Origin of the sequence: Lysobacter sp. ISL-50 (genome assembly GCF_018612875.1) — a bacterium.
Taxonomy (GTDB): Bacteria; Pseudomonadota; Gammaproteobacteria; order Xanthomonadales; family Xanthomonadaceae; genus Lysobacter.
In genome coordinates this window covers 85533-103957 of the sequence record NZ_JAGGRI010000010.1, presented here as the reverse complement: position 1 = coordinate 103957, position 18425 = coordinate 85533, and the positions used below count along the sequence as shown (strand labels likewise).

18 protein-coding genes and 1 pseudogene are annotated in these 18425 nt (G+C 67.9%); 4 read left to right on the top strand and 15 right to left on the bottom strand.

Annotated elements, in window-relative coordinates:
* Positions 1-1090 precede the first annotated feature (1090 nt).
* Positions 1091-1816, top strand: a complete 726-nt coding sequence (locus tag J7J50_RS07020) for a hypothetical protein (RefSeq protein WP_215057972.1) — start codon at positions 1091-1093, stop codon at positions 1814-1816.
* A 136-nt stretch (positions 1817-1952) separates the two neighbouring features.
* On the opposite strand, the gene J7J50_RS07015 is transcribed toward J7J50_RS07020, so the two are convergent.
* From J7J50_RS07015 to purM, 9 genes are all read right to left on the bottom strand, one after another.
* The gene (locus tag J7J50_RS07015; RefSeq protein ID WP_215057971.1) at positions 1953-3110 is read right to left on the bottom strand and encodes a TIGR03364 family FAD-dependent oxidoreductase; all 1158 of its coding nucleotides are present in this window, start codon (positions 3108-3110) and stop codon (positions 1953-1955) included.
* Positions 3107-4426, bottom strand: coding sequence for a DUF5690 family protein (locus J7J50_RS07010; RefSeq protein WP_215057970.1), 1320 nt, complete (start codon positions 4424-4426; stop codon positions 3107-3109). Before J7J50_RS07010 ends, J7J50_RS07015 begins: the two co-directional genes overlap by 4 nt.
* Complete coding sequence (locus J7J50_RS07005) at positions 4423-5112, bottom strand: HAD family hydrolase (protein WP_215057969.1); 690 nt, start codon at positions 5110-5112, stop codon at positions 4423-4425. Before J7J50_RS07005 ends, J7J50_RS07010 begins: the two co-directional genes overlap by 4 nt.
* Positions 5113-5331: 219 nt before the next feature.
* Complete coding sequence (locus tag J7J50_RS07000) at positions 5332-5739, bottom strand: DUF4259 domain-containing protein (protein ID WP_215057968.1); 408 nt, start codon at positions 5737-5739, stop codon at positions 5332-5334.
* Positions 5740-5809: 70 nt separating this feature from the next.
* Positions 5810-6238, bottom strand: coding sequence for a hypothetical protein (locus tag J7J50_RS06995; RefSeq protein ID WP_215057967.1), 429 nt, complete (start codon positions 6236-6238; stop codon positions 5810-5812).
* Between the two features lie 26 nt (positions 6239-6264).
* Complete coding sequence (locus J7J50_RS06990) at positions 6265-6675, bottom strand: hypothetical protein (RefSeq protein WP_215057966.1); 411 nt, start codon at positions 6673-6675, stop codon at positions 6265-6267.
* A 35-nt stretch (positions 6676-6710) separates the two neighbouring features.
* Positions 6711-7169 carry a hypothetical protein gene (locus J7J50_RS06985; protein WP_215057965.1) on the bottom strand — a complete coding sequence of 153 codons (459 nt, stop codon included), beginning with the start codon at positions 7167-7169 and terminating at the stop codon, positions 6711-6713.
* Between the two features lie 58 nt (positions 7170-7227).
* On the bottom strand, positions 7228-7857 hold the full coding sequence (locus J7J50_RS06980; protein WP_215057964.1) for a DUF2238 domain-containing protein: 630 nt from the start codon (positions 7855-7857) through the stop codon (positions 7228-7230).
* A 20-nt stretch (positions 7858-7877) separates the two neighbouring features.
* Positions 7878-8942, bottom strand: a complete 1065-nt coding sequence (gene purM / locus J7J50_RS06975; protein ID WP_215057963.1) for a phosphoribosylformylglycinamidine cyclo-ligase — start codon at positions 8940-8942, stop codon at positions 7878-7880.
* Positions 8943-9252: 310 nt separating this feature from the next.
* Here purM and J7J50_RS06970 point away from each other — a divergent pair, with 310 nt between their 5' ends.
* The 3 genes from J7J50_RS06970 to hda are packed head-to-tail and all read left to right on the top strand — an operon-like array spanning position 9253 to position 12260.
* Positions 9253-10341: a DUF2066 domain-containing protein gene (locus J7J50_RS06970; protein WP_215057962.1), complete on the top strand. Its 1089-nt coding sequence runs from the start codon at positions 9253-9255 to the stop codon at positions 10339-10341.
* A gap of 3 nt (positions 10342-10344) precedes the next feature.
* Positions 10345-11538, top strand: a complete 1194-nt coding sequence (locus tag J7J50_RS06965) for an AI-2E family transporter (RefSeq protein ID WP_215057961.1) — start codon at positions 10345-10347, stop codon at positions 11536-11538.
* Positions 11535-12260 carry a DnaA regulatory inactivator Hda gene (gene hda / locus J7J50_RS06960; RefSeq protein ID WP_215057960.1) on the top strand — a complete coding sequence of 242 codons (726 nt, stop codon included), beginning with the start codon at positions 11535-11537 and terminating at the stop codon, positions 12258-12260. The genes J7J50_RS06965 and hda overlap by 4 nt, the downstream gene beginning before the upstream one ends.
* A 676-nt stretch (positions 12261-12936) precedes the next feature.
* Here hda and J7J50_RS06955 read toward each other — a convergent pair.
* The 6 genes and pseudogenes from J7J50_RS06955 to cysG all read right to left on the bottom strand — a co-directional run.
* Positions 12937-13029, bottom strand: a pseudogene (locus tag J7J50_RS06955) (O-acetyl-ADP-ribose deacetylase); the annotation flags it as partial.
* Positions 13030-13033: 4 nt separating this feature from the next.
* Positions 13034-13588 carry an RNA 2'-phosphotransferase gene (locus tag J7J50_RS06950; protein ID WP_215058324.1) on the bottom strand — a complete coding sequence of 185 codons (555 nt, stop codon included), beginning with the start codon at positions 13586-13588 and terminating at the stop codon, positions 13034-13036.
* A 112-nt stretch (positions 13589-13700) separates the two neighbouring features.
* Positions 13701-14438, bottom strand: a complete 738-nt coding sequence (locus J7J50_RS06945; protein WP_215058323.1) for a nucleotidyltransferase family protein — start codon at positions 14436-14438, stop codon at positions 13701-13703.
* Positions 14435-15454: a phosphotransferase gene (locus J7J50_RS06940; RefSeq protein WP_215058322.1), complete on the bottom strand. Its 1020-nt coding sequence runs from the start codon at positions 15452-15454 to the stop codon at positions 14435-14437. Before J7J50_RS06940 ends, J7J50_RS06945 begins: the two co-directional genes overlap by 4 nt.
* A gap of 414 nt (positions 15455-15868) precedes the next feature.
* A complete protein-coding gene (cysK, locus tag J7J50_RS06935; RefSeq protein WP_215058321.1) occupies positions 15869-16849 on the bottom strand; it encodes a cysteine synthase A in 981 nt (326 codons plus the stop codon).
* Between the two features lie 31 nt (positions 16850-16880).
* On the bottom strand, positions 16881-18335 hold the full coding sequence (gene cysG, locus J7J50_RS06930; RefSeq protein ID WP_215058320.1) for a siroheme synthase CysG: 1455 nt from the start codon (positions 18333-18335) through the stop codon (positions 16881-16883).
* Between the last annotated feature and the right edge of the window lie 90 nt (positions 18336-18425).

Below are 18425 nucleotides of genomic sequence, written 5' to 3'. Positions count from 1 at the left end.
GTTGTGATCGTGTTTGCGCTATGAGTCAGTACGCCGTCGCATGGCATTCGAAATCTTCCCATTTCGTCCCGGTTCGGTCCCACATCCTTCCTCGCAAAGCGGCGCGATACGGCGGTAAATAAAGACGTCGTTCAAGCGCGGACATCGCCCCGATCCGGACACGATCGGACGAGGGTTGCGCCGGCCAAGGAAGGCGAACACGTCATCGGTTTCCGTCGCGGCCCGCTCCGGAAGGAACGCTCCTGGAAGGAGTGGGGCGCGGCGGCTCATCGGATCGCGCCCCGGGCCGCACCGGGGCGCGGTTCGCTGAGGTCGGCTAGGGAAGGCCCGGGTCCCGGGAACGGACCCGGCAACATCCATCGCGCTTGCGGCGGATGCGTAACCATCGGGTTCGGCGCGCGATCGCGTCGTCCGCGGCTCCATCGCGAGCCTCACGGGCGGACCGCGCGAATGCGCCGGACCGGTTGGGCATAGGGATATGCGGCCCGCCCCGTATCGGCATGGATGCCGCTGCGGTCGGTAACGCGGCGCTCGCAGCGCGGCGTTGGCGGGTGCGGTCAGTCCGACGGGGGAGCCAGCGGACTGGACGCCGCGGGCTATGGCGTATCAGGACGCCATAGCCCGCGATTGGATTGGCAGCTCATGCCGCACCGCATGCCCGGATGGACGACGGCGCAAGGCCGTCGATCGCGATCGCGTTTCGCGAATCCCGGGCTGCTTCGAATTCCGAATCCGCTTACTCATTATTTTTGCCGCGCGCGATACACGCAGCGCATCGGCGCGTGTCCGCCGCGTTCGACGCGCGCGCATCGCGCCTGTGACGCAGTTCGCGATCGGCTTCGCCTGCGCCGCGAATGTACCCGCCGCGACCCGCGCAGGCCCGTCGAGGCCCGATTCGATCCCGACTCCTTCCTCGTAAATCGCCGCGACGCGTCGGTAAATGATCGACGTCGGCGGCGCCTTCGATCGCATCGACGCTTCGCACATCGCCGTCGGCGCATGTCGCCGCAATCGATCGAAAGCGCCGCGGACCATACACGACTCAGGTTCGAGTCCTTTCACTCCATTCACTCCAAGGAATCGCAACGCAATGGATATCAAGCATTCGATCGCCAAGCATGGAACGCGCATGGGCCGCTGGATCGGCGTGGCGCTGTTGGCCGGAGCCTGCGCGCCGGCGCTGGCCGGCAACCCGATGGACACGGTCGGCGCCGAGCACAACGCGTATCTGGGCTGCCTGATGGCGCAGAGCGACAACGGCGCGCGCAAGGGCACCTTGCTGGAAGACGTGGTGGACCTGTGCGGCTACCGCCCGGAAGGTTCGCGCGAGGAATTCATCGCCCAGTACACCCCGTACCAGCCGACCCAGCGCGACCTGCGCTTCGGCGAGCGCGTCGCGCCGTTCCGCAAGTATTTCGATGCGCGCGAAGCCGCGTTCCTGGACCGCATCGATCGCGCCTTGTCCACCGACGCGCAATCGGCCGCCGAGATCGACGCGCAACTAGCCAAGATCGAAAACGAAGCGATCGTCCAGCTCGACCCGAAGAGCCAGGGCGGCCAGGCCGTGCTCGCCGGCCTGAGCACCGCGCGCCATTCGCTGGCGTTCTGGAACAAGCGGTATGACGTCGAAGCCAGCGCCGGCCAGGTCCAGCACGCCAGGCGCAAGTGGTGGCAGGTCGTGCTGCAGGTCATCACCGTGGTCGGCGCCGACGTGGGCTGCGCGGTCGGTGTGAGCGCGATCCCGGGCGGCGCGGTCGCGGCCGGTGCCGCGTCGGCCGCGTGCTCGGGCGGCGTCGAAGAACTGTGGGGCAATTGATCGACGCATCGATCCGCACGATGCGGACATCGGCCGGATCATGAGCCGGTAGTCGTGCAACCTCTCCGCGCCGACGCAACCGGTCGGCGCGGAGATTTTTGCGTTGCGCCGGCGCGAGCGCGAATCCCGGGTTTTTTCAGGCCGCCGCCCGGCGCACCGCGCCGTAGCGGCCATCGACGATTTCTTCCGCCAGTCCGAAGCTCAAGGTCATGCCCAGGCCGCCGCCGCCGACGGCGTTGACGATGGTTACGCCCGGCGCCGGCTCGGCGACGAACTCGCTGCTGCCGTCGGTGAGCTTGGGATAGATCCCGTGCCAGGTCTGGATCACGCGCGGATCGGGCAGGCGCAGGAACCGGTTCAGATAATCCAGCACCTTGGCGTTGATGCTTTGCTCATCGAACGGGTCGTGCGTATGCGCGTAGGCGTGCGAATCGCCGATGGTGACTTCGCCGCGGCCGTTCTGCGCCGCCATCACGTGGATGCCCAGTTCGATCAGCTCGCCGAACTGTTCCTGATAGCGCGCGCGCAGCGGCGCCACGTCGGCGGCCTGCTGGAAGCCGGCGTAATGCACCAGCGACAAGCCGCCGCACAGCGCCGAGCCCAGGCGGAAACCGTCCGGCTGCGCGGCCAGGCGCATCATCTGCAGCTTGCAGCGGGTCAACGGCGCCGCCGCATAGACCTGCGGATACAGTTGTTCGAAGTCCGGGCCGCTGCACACGAACACCCGGTCGGCCTCGAAGCGGCGCGTGCCCGAATGCGCGCGTCCGCTTTCCACCGCGGTCACCGGCGTGCGCCAGTGGAATTCCACGCCGTGGCGTTCGTGCAGATAACCCGGCAGCGCGGCCAGCGCCTGACGCGGATCGACGATCATCTCGTCGCGGTTGAACAGCGCGCCGCGCAGGTTTTCGCCGACCAGCACCGGCGAGATCGCCAGCGCCGCGTCGCGATCGAGCAGCGAGCACGGACGCAGCGAGCGGTTGGCGGCCGCGTACTGTTCCAGCACCTCCCATTCGTCTTGCTCGTAGGCCATGTGCAGCGAGCCGCAGGGGTCGTGCCAGAGCCCGGCGCCGTCGATCACTTCCTGCCAGATCGCGCGCGAACGCAGGGCGCGTTCGTAGGCGGCGCCGTTGGTCACGCCGATCGGCCAGATCATGCCGAAGTTGCGCACCGAAGCGCCGACCGCGCGGTCGTAGCGTTCCAGGACGGTGACGCGGTGGCCGCGCACGGCGAGCGCGCGGGCGATGGCGAGGCCGACGATGCCGGCGCCGATGACGAGAGCGGATTCGGATTTCATGGACGATGCGTTGGCGAGAGTCGGATGGGCGCGAGCGTCGGCGCGCCGGAGCGGCGCGTCGCGCGATGATGGAAGTACACCGCCGACAGCAGCAGGCAGGCGCCGCCGAGCGCGGCCAGGGCCAGCACGGTCTGGGCGAAGAATTGCGTCCACGACAGCTGCAGGCCGGAGAATTCCTTCGTCAGCAGCACCGCGACGCTGCCCAGGTAGCCGAAGGCGTCCGACAGATACATCAGGAAACCGACGTTGCCGGCGACGCGGAAGGTCGCGATCAAGCGTTCGTAGAACACGCAGTTGAACGGCACATAGGCCAGATACAGGCCGAACCCGACCAGCGCCAGCCACCACAGCGGCGGCAATGCGCCGGACTGGAACGCCAGCGTGCTGACGCCGGCGACGGCAAGGCCGGCGAACATCAGCCCGTGCAGCGCCATCAGGCCGCGCAGGTTGTCGCGGAACCACGTCAGCCCCGCGGTCAAGGCGAGTACCGCCACGGCGATAGGCGTCTCGATCAACGCGAACACGCCCGCATTGCCGCCGTACCCCAGATCGTTGAACAGCTCGGCCTCGAAGTTGTCGCGAAAATCGCGCACCACGGTCAGCGCCACGTAGCACAGGATCATCAGCGCCAATCCGGGCAGGAACTGGCGCACGAAGGCGCGCCGCTCGCTGCGGTTCATCGGCAGGCGCTCGCTGCGTTCGCGGCGGTCGTCGGCATCGGGCTCGGGGATGCGTTCGAGGAAATGCAGCGCGATCACCAGCGGCGGCAGGAACAGCAGCCCGGTCAGGAACGGCATCCAGAATTCGCTCACCCCCGCCAGCAGCAGCCACTTGCCGACGCTTTTGACGATGCCCGAGGCCATGATGAAACTCGACGCCAGGATCGCGCCCATCGCCTCGGTGGTGCGGCGGCCTTCCAGATAGCTGAAGACCAGGCCCCAGACCATGCCCAGCGGCAGGCCGTTGAGGAACAGGAACGGGATATTCCACGGCGCCGGCACCAGGGCGAAGCCGAGCAAGGCCAGCCAGGCCACGCCGATCAACATCAGCAGCAGGCGCGCGCGGCGTTCGCGGCGCAGGCCGCCGATCACGCCGATGCCGATGAACTTGCTGCACATGTAGCCCAGGATCTGCGCGACCACCAGCCACACTTTGTAGTCGACGTCGAACCATTGCTGACCGTGGAACGATGCGGCCGCGAACGGCTTGCGGAACGCGTACATGCACGCATAGGTGACCAGCGCGGCGCCGCCGGCGAGCAGGGTCACCTGCCACTGGCGCATGCCTTCGCCGGTGTGGGCGCGCGCGCGTTTCATGCCGCGGCGTTGCGCGCGCCGTCGGCGAGGCCGAGCAGCGCCGGCAGTTCGAACAGCGAATCGATGATGCGGTCGGGCCGGTACGGCTCCAGTTCGGCGCGGGTGAAGGCGCCGGTGGTGATCGACACCACAAGGCCGGCCTTGGCGTTGCGGCCTTCGCCGATATCGACCTCGGTGTCGCCGATCTTGACCAGTTGCGCCGGATCGTCGATGGACAAGCGCTGCATCACGGCCTGCGCCATGTCCGGCGCGGGCCGGCCTTGCGCGACTTGGTCGCTGGCGATCAGCCCGTCGATGCGATCGGCCCAACGCAGGCGCTCGATGATGGCGTCGGCGATATCGCGCGAGAAGCCGGTGTTGAGCGCGACCTTGATGCCGTTGGCGCGCAGCAGGGCGAAGATCGATTCCGCGCCCGGCAGCGGTTCGATCCCCGGCCAATCGCGATAGCACACCAGCATGCGCTGGACGAAATCCTCGTGGATCGCCTTGACCGCCGCGTCGGTGGCCCGATCGCCGAGCAGGCGCGCGATCGCCAGCGGCTTGGGATAGCCCATCAGCGGCCGGCAGGCCTCGTGGTCGATCGGGTGCCCGGCGGCGGCCATCGCGCCGACGAAAGCCTGGGCGACGAAGCCCGGGTCCGACACGGTGGTGCCGGCGATATCGAACAGGGCGAGACGGTAGGTCATGACGGCCGGAAGCGCTGAGGAACAGGCGTCCAGCTTGGGCGGCGAGCGCAACCCGGTGATGACAACGCGGGGACAACCGGGTGGACCTGTCTAGTCGGTCCGGTTCGTGTTCAGGGTTCCACGGCCGCCCCGGCAGGTCCCGGCCGGGTTCGACCTGTCTTGGCGCGGACGGCTCGCGCGGCTACCGTCCGGGGCCATGTAGATAGGTTTCAGCGCCGCTCAGAACGCCAGGCGCGAGCGCAGCTGCGTCACATCCGCCTGCCACGCGGCGAAGTCGTCGGTTTCCGCCCACAGCTCGCGCAGTTCCGAGTCCGGGCCGAGGATGCGATCGATCGCGCTGACCGCGTCGGCGATCAAGGCCGCGTCCGGCGACGGCCGCATCTTCGAAATCCAGATCATCAGTTCTTCCTGCTTGCGCGCGGCGCCCGAGGGCCGGCCGATGGCGGCGGCGATCAGCTCGCCCGCGGCGATTCCCGCGCAGGCTTCGGGCGCTTCCAATTGCTCCTCCGCGTCCAGCACCGCGGCGATGGTTTCGCGCACCAGCGCCAGACTCTGATGGTCGCCCAATTCGTCCAGCCAATCGGCGGCGTCGTCGTTCTCGAAACTGCCAAAACCCCACGCGCCCATGTCTCGCTCCTTACTGAAATAGTGCTGATGAGCCGGCGACGGCCGCCGTATTCGCGGCGAGCCGATGCGCTCAGGATCGCGCTTGGAACAATGCCTTCACCGAAGGCCGTCCCAACACGATGAAAGTGAATACGCCCAGCGTCGTGCCCAGCGGAATCGACAGGCAGGTCAGGCCGGCGACGACCTGGCAGAAGCCCAGGCCGCGACGGTCGCGCAGGCGCCGCGCGGTGACGAAATGCAGCGCCGCGAACAGCAAGGACAACAGCGCGGCGAACACGCAGAAGCCGACGATCATGTGGACGAACGCCTGCGGCGGCGCCGAACTCGCGTGCGAGGTCTGCTCCATGCTGAACAAGGTCGACATCATCACTGCGTACAGCGCGATGAAGCCGATCGACAACAGGTCGAGCACGACGAACACGTAGTAGGCGATGCTGAGTATCTGCAGATGCGAAGCGTCTTCGGCGTTGGCCGTCGGACGCGGGTCGGTCTGGGACATTCCGGTGTCTCCTGTCGAGGGCGCGCTCAGCGCGCGGAAGCGAACAAGGCCTTGATCGGCGTTGCGCGCAAGAGGGCCAGGGCATACGCGCCGGTGACGGTGCCGAACGGAAACAGCAGGCAACTCAGCACCGACACCCCGATGCACAGCGCGCGCGAGCGCCGCCGGCGCAGGCTCAGCGCGGTCGCCAGATGCAGCAGCGCGAACACCGCGTTGACCGCGAGCATCGTCGTGCACAGCGCGATCGCAAGGTTGCCCAGCTGCCCCGGTTCGGCCGCCAATGCCGCCGTTGCGTAGCTGTCGCGTATCGAGCGCGCGAACTGGCCGAACATCACCGCCGCGGCGACGTCCAGTCCGGCCAGCACATAAAACCAAAGGCTCAGCCGGCGCAGCGAAGCGGCCGGGTCGCGGCGGGCGGGCGAATGCTTCGTGGCCATGTCGGCGGTCCCCGATCGCGCAGGCTGCGTAGTGTTCAACGCGCGGGAGCGAACAAGGCTTTGATGTGCGGCTTGGTCAGCTCGATCAGGGCGAACACGCCGAGGATTGTGCCGAACGGCATCAAGGTACAGCTGATCGCGCTGACCACCAGGCAGAAGGTGTAGCCGCGGCGCTGGCGCAGCCGCTGTCCGGTCATGGCGAACAGGGCCGCGCAGGCCAGTCCGCCGAGGATGAACATCGCGCCCATGATCACGAATATCCAGCCGACCATCGGCGGCGGCGGATTGGGGCCCTGTTCGAAGCGTCCGCCGATCATCGCCAGGCCCATCACCACGTGGATGATCGGAATCAGCGAGAACAAGCCGGTCAACGCGGCAAGCACGTAGTACAGGACGCCGAGCGTGTCGAGCTGATTCGCGGGCGCAGCGGCGACGGGCGCGGGTCGCACGTCCAGGCGGCCGGAGTCGGAGGTGGAAGGATCGGGCGTGTTCATGACGCGTGCTCTCCTTCGGAACGATGTCGATCGGCGCGATGCCGGCCGCGGCCGGCGATCAAGAGGCGCTGCCGGCCCGGGGCGCGGGCTTGCGCGCTCGCGGCCAGGCCGCCAGCGCGCCCAGTGTCGCAAGAAACATATCGGTGTGCGCGTCCCAGACATCGCCTTGCTGGCCGTTGTAGGACTCCGCGTCCGCGGGCGACATGGTCAGCGCGATCGCCCATTCAATCCATTCGTAGATCAGGCTGGTGCACATGACCGCCGCGACCGCCAGCACGAACGCCTGCCGCGGCGACAGCGCCGGCCAGCGTTGGCGGAAGTATTCGCGCACGGCCGGGGCGAAGCACACGCCGTACAGGAAGTGGATCAGACGGTCGAAGTGATTGCGCTCGAAGCCGAAGGCCTGGTTCAGCGACCAGCCACCGGTGAGCCACTGAATCCACTGGTCGTAAGGCACGTACGAGTACAACCAGCGCGCGGCGATGCAATGCGCGGTCATGAACACGCAGATCGCGACGAAGTGGCCGTCGCGCATGCCCCAGCGGCGATCGTGGCGCCACAGCCAGAACAGCCCGACGACGGTCAGCACGCTGTGCATGCCTTGTTCGAACGGGCTTTTCGGCGAGATCCAGGTAACGGCGAAGACCGCCAGCACCAGACCCAATGCGATCTTCTTGATCGCGCTCATGCGTCCCTGCGATGCGAGACTCATCCGATGTGGACGCGCTCGCCTTCGCTATGGCCGACCACTTCGCCGATGCGCCAGTGGTTCAGGCCCAGGCGCTTGAGGTCGGCTTCGGTCGCGGCGACCGCATCGTCGGGCACCACCAGCACGAAGCCGATGCCGCAGTTGAAGGTGCGCCACATTTCCTCGCGCTGCACCGCGCCTTCGCGCTGCAGCCAGTCGAACACCGGCGGCAGGTTCCAGGTGGCGGTGCGGATGTCCAGGCCGAGGCCGTCGGGGATCACGCGGATGATGTTTTCGGTCAGGCCGCCGCCGGTGATGTGGGCCATGGCGTGGATGGCGTGCTGGCCGCCGTCGGCGCGCAGCAGTTCCAGGATCGGCTTGACGTACAGCGCGGTCGGCTCCATCAGCGCGTCGATCAGGCGCACGCCGCCGACGGCGACGTCGCCCGGACGGCCGGCGCGGTCGAAGATGCGGCGGATCAGCGAGTAACCGTTGGAATGCGGGCCGCTGGAGGCGATGCCGATCAGCACGTCGCCCTTGGCCACGCGCGAGCCGTCGAGGATCTGCGACTTCTCCACCGCGCCGACGGTGAAGCCGGCCAGATCGTATTCGCCCGGCGGGTACATGTCGGGCATTTCCGCGGTTTCGCCGCCGATCAGCGCGCAGCCGGCGAGTTCGCAGCCGCGGGCGATGCCGCCGACCACCGATACGGTGGTTTCCACGTCGAGCTTGCCGGTGGCGAAGTAGTCCAGGAAGAACAGCGGCTCGGCGCCCTGCACCAGCACGTCGTTGACGCACATGCCGACCAGATCGATGCCGATGGTCTCGTGGCGATTGAGTTCCTGCGCGAGCTTGAGCTTGGTGCCGACGCCGTCGGTGCCGGAGACCAGCACCGGCTCGCGGTATTTGCCCGACAGATCGAACAGCGCGCCGAAGCCGCCCAGCCCGCCCATGACTTCGGGACGGAAGCTGCGCTTGACCAGCGGCTTGATGCGTTCGACGACCTCGTTGCCGGCGTCGATATCGACGCCCGCGTCGCGGTAAGTCAGCGGCTTGGGGGAGGTGTCGGAAGGAGATGCGGTCACGGCGGCCCCGGCGGTCGCGGAAGGAAACGCTGGATTTTAGCAGGCAGGGGGGCGGGAGAAGTGAGTTCGCAGGAGTGAGGAACGAGTAAAGGCAGGCGCTGCGGCGCTTTTACTCGTTCCTCACTCCTGCGAACTCGTTCCTCGCCCCCCAGGGCCGTTCAGCTCCCGAATGGACGATCCGGCTCCACTACGGCAACATTTCCGACCTTGAACGTCCGTACCGGCCTGACGGCCGCGAACGGCCTTCGAGCCGGGTCAGCGGCTCGCCATGCGGGCCGGATGCCCGCTCCTCATACGGATAGGGATAGCGATGGGCTTGTCGATGGGTAAGGCAATTCGGGGCTGGATGGCGACGATGGCGCTGCTGGCGAGCTTCGCCGCGAGCGCGCAGCGCGTGGAAGGCGACCGCGCCCAGGCCGAAGGCGCGTACTCGGCCGAGGTGCCGGTCGGCGGCCAGAGCGAGAACGAGCGCAACGGCGCGATGGCGCGTGCGCTGGCCCAGGTGCTCAGCAAGATGTCCGGCGACCGCACCGCGGCCAGCCGCCCGGGCGTTGGCCAGGAGCTGCGCCGGGCCAAGGACTACGCCCTGGGCTACGACTACCGCCAGGACGAGGGCGTGTCGCAATCCACCGGCGCGCCGACCTTCCAGACCACCTTGATCGTCAATTTCGACCAGGAGAAGGTCGATAACCTCGCCTCGACCCTGGGCCTGCCGATCTGGCCGCAGCCGCGGCCCAAGCCGGTGCTGTGGATGGCGATCGACGACGGCAGCGGCCCGCGCCTGGTCGGTCTGGCGCAGGCCAACGCCGCGCGCGCGGCGCTCAATCGCGCGATCGAACGCGGCTACAAGCTCGGCCTGCCGACCGGCAGCGCGGCCGAACAGGCCAGCGTCGGCGCGATCTGGCGCGGCGACGCCGCCGCGGTGGCCCGCGCCTCGGCGCGCTACAGCCCGCCGATGCAGCTGATCGGCAAGCTGTACCGGGTCAAGACCGGTGGCTGGAAGGGCGAATGGAGCTTCGTGGACGGCGGCAAGGTGCTCAACAGCTGGACCGCCACCGATCCGGACGCGCGCAAGGTCATGTCCGGCGGCGCCGACGGTGCCGCCGACGCGCTGATGAAGCGCTACGCCAAGCGCAGCATGGCCGGTCCGCCGGGCACCTATCGGGTGGTGTTCACCGGCGTGCGCAGCGCCGACGACTACATCCGCCTGGCCGGCTACCTGCAGGGCCTGGCGGTGATCCGCAAGATCACCCCGGTGCGCACCACCCCGGAAAGCCTGGAGTTCGACCTGGAGCTGCTGTCGGGCCTGCCCGGCCTCAAGCGCATGGTCGATGCCGGCGGCACCCTGGTGGCGCTCGATGGCCTGGATGGCCAGCCCCCCGTGTATCAGTTGCACTGACGCATGGAACGCACTCCTCTGGAAGACATCGCGCTGTTCCTGCGCCGTCTGCAATGGACGGCGCTCGGCGTGGGCGCGTGCTGGCTGCTGTGGGTCCTGGCGCCGGTGCTGACCCCGTTCGTGGTCGCCGCGATGCTGGGCTGGCTCGGCGATCCGCTGGTCGATCGGCTCGAACGCACCGGCCGCTCGCGCAACACCTCGGTGATCCTGGTGTTCACCTCGATGGCCTTGCTGGTGCTGCTGATCCTGGTGCTGCTGGTGCCGTTGATCGAGCGCCAGATCAGCACCCTGATCGTGTCGCTGCCGCGCTACCGCGACTGGTTCACCGGCATCGCGATTCCGTGGCTGGAGCAGCGCACCCGCCTGGAGATCAGCGACTGGCTCGATCTGAATCACCTGATCGAACTGGTGCGCAGCAACTGGGAGCGCGCCGGCGGCGTCGCCACCACGCTGCTGGGCTATCTGTCGCGTTCGGGCTTCGCGGTGATGGCGATGGTCGCCAACATCGCCCTGCTGCCGGTGCTGACGTTCTTCTTCCTGCGCGACTGGGACGTGCTGGTCGATCGCGTCGCCTCGCTGATCCCGCGCGATCATCTGGCCACCGCCAGCCGTCTGGCCAAGGCGTCCAGCGACGTGCTCGGCGCGTTCCTGCGCGGCCAGTTCCTGGTGATGGTCACCCTGGGCGTGATGTACGGCATCGGCCTGTGGGGCGTCGGCCTGGACCTGGGCATCCTGATCGGCATCATCGCCGGCCTGCTGACCTTCGTGCCGTACCTGGGCCCGGCCAGCGGCATCATCCTGGGCGTGATCGCGGCATTGGTGCAGTACGGCGACTGGAAATACGTGGCCGGCGTGCTGGCCGTGTTCGGCGTCGGCCAGGTCATCGAAAGCTATTGGCTCACCCCGAAGCTGGTCGGCGATCGCATCGGCCTGCATCCGGTCGCGGTGATCTTCGCCGTGCTGGCCGGCGGCACCTTGTTCGGTTTCCTCGGCATGCTGCTGGCGTTGCCGATCGCGGCGGTGGCCAACGTGCTGTTGCGCTATGCGCAGGAGCGCTACACCCACAGCCGTCTGTACGCGGGCGATCATCCGGACGTCCTGCTCGATCCGGCGACCACGCCGATCGCGCCGGACGCGGCCACGCCGGCCGGCGACAACGGCAACGGCGCCGCCGGCGCGGAGCGCGAAACTCAGTGAGCGTTCCGCAGTTGCCGCTGGCCCTGCGCTATCCGCCGGACCAGCGTTTGGACACGTATGTCGATGCACCCGACGGCGCCATCGCGCAGTTGCGCGCGCTGGCCACGCAGACCCATGAGACGGCCGGTTACCTGGACCCGACCGGCGCCGACTGGGTCTACCTCGCCGGCCCGGCCGGCGTGGGCAAGACCCATCTTTTGCTCGGCGCCTGCGCGGCCGCGGAAGCCGCCGGCCGCCGCGCCGCCTACCTGCCCCTGAGCGCCGCCAGCGGCCGTCTGCGCGATGCCTTGTTCGCGCTGGAAGGCAACGACTTGTTGGCGCTGGATGGCATCGAGGCGATCGCCGGCGATCGCGACGACGAGGTCGCCTTGTTCGACACGCACAACCGCGCGCGTCAGGCCGGCATCGCCTTGATCTACGCTGCGCGCGAAAATCCCGACGAGTTGCCGTTGAGCCTGCCGGACTTGCGTTCGCGCTTGTCGCAATGCACGCGCATCGTGCTGTCGCCTTTGGACGACGCGGGCCGCGGCGAAGTGCTGCGTCAGCGTGCGCAGCGGCGCGGGCTGGCGTTGGAAGAAGCGGCGTTGGATTGGTTGCTCAAGCGGGTCGATCGCGATCTGGGCGGGTTGACGGCGTTGCTCGACAAGCTCGATCGGGCTTCGCTTGCGGCGCAGCGGCGGATTACGGTGCCGTTCTTGAGGCAGACGCTCGGGGCGGAGTAGGGCGTTGTCGGGGATCTAGAAGTTCGATAAGGCGGTTGTAGTTGATCGCGGTTTTTGTGTGCTTGTGTTGTTGCCGAGCCGAACTGCAGTGATTGCGTTGCGTGAACGCGACCATGCATCCGTTATCGGCGAGAGCCGGAATTCTTTTTTGCTGCAGCCGTTGCCAAGATTTTGCTTGGGCTTGGGCTTGGGCTTGGGCTTGGGCTTGGCTCTGCCTTTGCTCTTGTTTTTTGCCGTTGCTGTTGCTGTTGTTGCTGGGCGCAGCTACTAACTCGCGAGACCAGGGACACCCGGAGGGCGGCNNGGCTTTTGACTCGAAACAGCCTAAAGCCCTTTCTTTGGTTACTTTCTTTGTGGCTTTGGACAAAGAAAGTGACCCGCCGCTCCATGGCGGAAGCGTTTAGCGTTTGATCTTGCCTATAGCGTTTGATCCTGCTTGTAGCGTTTGATCTTGCTTGAAGCTTCTAAGGAACCTGAAAGCCCCTGATCGACGAAACAACCAGACCCGCGCACTCCCTCCTACCGTCATTCCCGCGAACGCGGGAATCCAGTGCCTTTCGTGCGAGAACGTTTGAAGTCTCTGGATTCCCGCGTTCGCGGGAATGACGAGCAAAAGAAGCCTCAAGCAAGAGCGAGGGCAACAGAAAGAGCGAGAGCAAGATCAAACGCCTAAAGCTCCGCCGCCGCCGAGCAAGGACGAATTGGCCGCATTGACGATCGCATCGACCGCCAGCGTGGTGATGTCGCCCTGGACCGCGCTCAGCTGCATCGGCTCAGCCTTGCTCCGGCCAGTCGATGAATTCCGCCGCGACCGCATCGGTCAGCCACACGCCGTTTTCCGAACGGAAGAACGCCAGCCCGCGCGCATGCATCTCGCCGGACCGGATCTTCAGCACCAGCGGCCTGCCGTGGCGGCCGCCGACCTTGATCGCGGTGGCTTGATCGGCCGACAGATGCACGTGCTGGCGGCTTTGCTTGACCAAGCCCAGGTTGCGGATCGACTTGGCGAAACGGGTCGCGGTGCCGTGGTACAGCGTGACCGGCGGTTCCAACGCGGTCAGGGTCAGATCGATCTCGATCGAATGGCCCTGGTTGGCGCGGATGCGCAGGCCGTCTTCGCTGATCGCGAAACGCTGCTTGTCGTTGTCGCGCACCACTTCGTCGATCAGCGCGCGGGTGACCGGCTTGCCGCTGGCGTTGGCCAGGTCGATGAGTTCTTCGATGTCGGCCCAGCCGTTGGCGTCGAGGGTCAGGCCGATCGCTTCGGGTTCGTGGCGCAGCACGAGGCTGAGGAATTTGCTGGTCTTGGTGAGGCTTACGGCGGTCATGGGGTGTCCGATGTCGTGAGGGGCGGCGCGGCTGGCGATATCGCGCCGCGCTCGTCGTTGCGGTGTCCGCGGCTCCGGCCCGAGGCGCGGGCCGGATGCTGGGCGCTGAGGGTCAGGCGTGTTGTTCCGCGGTCAGCGCCGCGTCGAGCTGCTGCAGACGCTCCGGCGTGCCGACGTCGGTCCAGCGGCCGCGATGGTGTTCGCCGCCGATACGGCCGCGCGCGGCGCTGGCGCGCAACAGCGGCACGGTGCTGAAACGCGGCGGCGTGCGGTGTGCGTCGGCGGTGTCGCCCACGGCGGCGCGCAAGACCGCGCGCCAATCGTCGAACAGCGAGGCGCGATACAGGCCGATGCCGGAGTAGGTCAGCCGCGATTCGCCTTCGTTGCCGATACGGCCGTTTTCCAGCTGAAAATCGCCCAGCGGCCGCTGCACCGGGTTGTCCACCAGCAGCAGGTGCGCGTCGCCGTCGAACTCGCGCGGCAAGGCGGCGAAATCGTAGTCGGTCCAGATATCGCCGTTGGCGACGATGAACGGTGTGCGCGGATCGGTGCCTTCGTGCAGCAGCTCCAGCGCATGCAGCATGCCGCCGCCGGTTTCCAGCGGGGTCTCGCCCTCGTAGGAAAAACGCAGGCGCAGGCCCCAGCGCGCGCCGTCGCCGAGCGCGACCGGAAACTGCTCGGCCAGCCACGAGGTGTTGATCACGACTTCGCGCACGCCGATGCCGGCGAGCTTTTCCAGATGCCATTCGATCAGGCGCTTGCCGCCGACCGCGAGCAAGGGCTTGGGCGTGTGCAGCGACAACGGCCGCATGCGCTCGCCCAGGCCGGCGGCGAAGATCAGCGCTTTCATGCCGGCACGCCGGTCGAGGGCGCGAGCGCGGGACGCACGTAGCGTTCGACGATCTCGGCCAGCGGCGCCAGTTCGGGATAGCGCGGCAGGACGATGTCGAGATAGCGCAGGAAGCGCGGCGCGTCGGCCAGGTACTTGGGCTTGCCGTCGCGATGATTGAGCCGCGCGAACAGGCCGAGGATCTTGATGTGGCGTTGCAATCCGGCGAAATCGGCATCGCGGCGGAAGCGCGCGAACTCGGGCAGGGGGATGCCGGCGGCGACGGCGCGCGCGTGATAGCGCGCCATCCAGGCGTCCACGCGGTCTTCCGGCCAGCTGATGAAGGCATCGCGGAACAGGCTGATCGGGTCGTAGGCGATCGGCCCTTTCAGCGCGCCCTGGAAATCGATCACCGCCACGCCGCCGTCCACCGGCATCAGATTGCGCGGCATGTAGTCGCGATGCACGAACACCCGCGGCTGGGCGAGGACGTTGTCGAGGATGCGGCGATAGGCCAGATCGAGCCGTTCCAGATCGCCGCACTCCAGGCTCAGGCCCAGATGCCGGCCCAGGAACCATTCGTCGAACAGACGCAGCTCGCGGCTCAGGAAGGCTTCGTCGTAGGGCGCCAGATCGTCCGGGCAGGGCAGCGCCTGGATTTTCAGCAGTTCGCTGAAGGCCGCGTCGAACAGCGCGTCGGCGTCGCCGTGGCCGGCTTCGAAGGCTTGCAGGAAGGTCTGCTGGCCGAGGTCTTCCAGCAGCAGGAAGCCGCGTTCCAGGTCCTGCGCGCGCACCTGCGGCACGCGCACGCCGCCGGCGAGCAGCATGTCGCGGATGCGCAGCCACGGGCGCGCGTCTTCGAGGTCGGGCGGGGAGTCCATGACGATGACGCTGCCGGCGTCGGTGTGGCCGCGCCAATAGCTGCGGAAACCGGCGTCGAAAGAGGCTCGGGCGAGTTCGAGGCGGTCGTCGCCGGTCGCGGCGCGGGCCCAGTTCAGGCGGTCGGCGTCGCGGTCGGTGGGGTGGGGCTGGGTCATGCGGGCTCCGGCGGCCGGACGGGCCGCAGGTGCACAGGGTAAACGGGTGGAGGGCGTGGGTGAATGTCGCCGACGCCTGTGCCCTCATCCACCCTTCTCCTGCAAGCGGGAGAAGGACGCGAATCGCTCCCTCTCCCGCTTGCGGGAGAGGGTTGGGGTGAGGGCGCGCGAACCCGCAGCGCGCGACCACCATCGAGAAGAGTAGGGCGAAGCCCACGCCGCAGATCCCCCGAAAGCAGTCGCCACCGCCGCTTCCGGATTCCCTGCGCCGCGGACCCCGCCCTACGGGTGCCCGGGTAGTACGGCGAAACTCGGTAAAGCGCGGAGCGGAGCCGGCGCGCTACGCCTGCTTCGATGCGGCGGCACGTGCGCTGCGAAACCCGGCGCGCACGGCTCCGCTCCGCCTGTTGCCCATCAGGCCGCGACGGATTCCTTCTGATCCAGCGAGGCCAGCCATTCGTCGTCGGAACCTTCCGACACGCCTTCGAACAAGAACGTGGACAGATAGCGCTCGCCGGTGTCCGGCAGCATCGCCAGCAGCACCGAGCCTTCCGGCGCGGTTTCGGCCACCTGCAGCGCCGCGGCCACGGTCGCGCCGGCGGAGATGCCGACGAACAGGCCTTCTTCGGCGGCGAGCCGGCGCGCGGTGTCGCGCGCGGTCACGTCATCGACCGGACGGATTTCGTCGGCGACGCCGCGATCGAGCACGCCGGGCACGAAGTCCGGCGTCCAGCCCTGAATCTTGTGCGGCTGCCAGGCCGCGCCGCTGAGCAAGGACGCGCCGGCCGGCTCGGAGGTGACGATCTTCAGATCCGGACGCGCCAGCTTGAGCACTTGTCCGGCGCCGGTCAGCGTGCCGCCCGTGCCCCAGCCGGTGACGAAGAAATCCAGACGCTTGCCGGCGAAATCGCGCAGGATTTCCGGGCCGGTGGTGCTGCGGTGATAGGCCGGGTTGGCTGGGTTCTCGAATTGCTGGGCCAGGAACCAACCGTGTTTTTCCGCCAGTTCCGCGGCCTTGCGGACCATGCCGGTGCCGCGTTCGGCGGCCGGGGTCAGGATCACTTTCGCGCCGTAGGCGCGCATCAGCTTGCGCCGTTCGATCGAGAAGGTTTCGGTCATCACCGCGACGAAGGGATAACCGCGCGCGGCCGCGACCAGCGCCAGGGCGATGCCGGTATTGCCCGAGGTCGCTTCCACGATGGTCTGGCCGGGCTTGAGCGCGCCGCTGCGTTCGGCGTCGAGCACGATCGCCAGCGCCAGGCGGTCCTTGACCGAACCGCCGGGATTGAAAGATTCGACCTTCGCGTACAGCGACACGTGCTTGGGCGCGAGGCGATGCAGTTTGACGATCGGCGTGTTGCCGATGGTGTCGAGGATGCTGTCGTACAAAGGCATGGAAGCTCTCCCGTGGCGTGGGTGTGAGGGGTCAGGCGGCCGCGGCGAACGCGGTGTCGCTGGAGATCGGCGCATCGGCGAAATCGGTCAGCGGCGCGTCGCCGAACCAATGCAGGCGCTGCGCCAGCGCGGCGACTTCGCCGACGATCAGCAAGGCCGGCGATTGCACTTGGTGCCCGCGCGCGCGTTCGGCCAGATCGGCCAGCGTGCCGGTGACCACGCGTTGCTCGCGGCGCGAACCGTTTTCGATCAGCGCGAACGGCGTGGACGCCGCGCGGCCGTGTTGAATGAGTTTGTCGCGCAGCAGGTCCAGCCCGGACACGCCCATGTAGACCGCGAGCGTCTGCTTTTCCTGCGCCAGCGCCTGCCAATCGAGCGTATCGGTCGAATCCTTCAGGTGCGCGGTGACCAACCGCAGCGATTGAGCATGATCGCGATGCGTCAGCGGCACGCCGGCGTAGGCGGCGCAGGCCAGCGCGGCGGTGATGCCGGGCACGACTTCGAAAGCGATGCCGGCCTCGGCCAGCACTTCCAGTTCTTCCCCGCCGCGACCGAACACGAACGGATCGCCGCCCTTGAGCCGCACCACGCGCTTGCCGGCGCGGGCGTGTTCGAGCATCAGCTCGTGGATGCGATCCTGCGTGGTGTGATGATTGCCGGCCTGCTTGCCGACTTCGATCAACTCGGCGTCGCGGCGCGCCAGGCGCAGCACATCGGCGCTGACCAACCGGTCGTGCAGGATCACATCGGCTTCGTTCAATACGCGCAAACCGCGCAAGGTCATCAAGCCGGCATCGCCCGGACCTGCGCCGACCAGCGCCACCGAACCGGCCTGCGGCGCATCGGGCTTGTCGTCGATCAGAGCCACGCCGAACGCGCGCTGCGCTTCGTCCAGGCGGCCTTCGCGCAACAGCGAGGGAATCGGCCCGGACAACACGCGATCGAAGAAACGACGGCGCAGCGCCATATCCGGATAGTGCCGGCGGATGCGCGCGCGTTCGCGGCTGAGCAGGCGCGCGAGTTCGCCGAGCGATTCGTCGAACTGGGTTTCCAGGGTTTCGCGCAGATGCCGCGCCAGCATCGGCGCGCCGCCGCCGCTGGAGATGGCGATCTGCACCGGGCCGCGTTCTACCCGCGCCGGGACGTGAAAGCTGGAAGCCTCCAGATCGTCGACGACGTTGACCCAGACCCGGCGCGCTTCGCCGGCCTCGGCGACGGCGCGATTGACCTCGCGGTCGTCGGTGGCGGCGATCGCCAGCCAGGCCTGATCCAGCCACTCGGGCTGGAAATGTCCGTGCAGGTGTTCGATACGTCCCTGCGCCGCCCATTCGGCCAGCGCCGGCAGCAACTGCGGCGCGCCTACGCGCACCCGGGCGCCGGCTTCGAGCAACGCCGCGGCCTTGCGCAGCGCCACCGCTCCGCCGCCGACCACGAGCACGGTGCGTCCGCGCAGGTCGGCAAACAGCGGAAACAGGGGGCTGGTCATGGCGGCGAGGGGGCGATGCGGGGACGATGGAGCGACCCTAAGGCCGCCGGTCGGCGACCGGAAATGACGGGGCAGCCTTTGCACATGCCG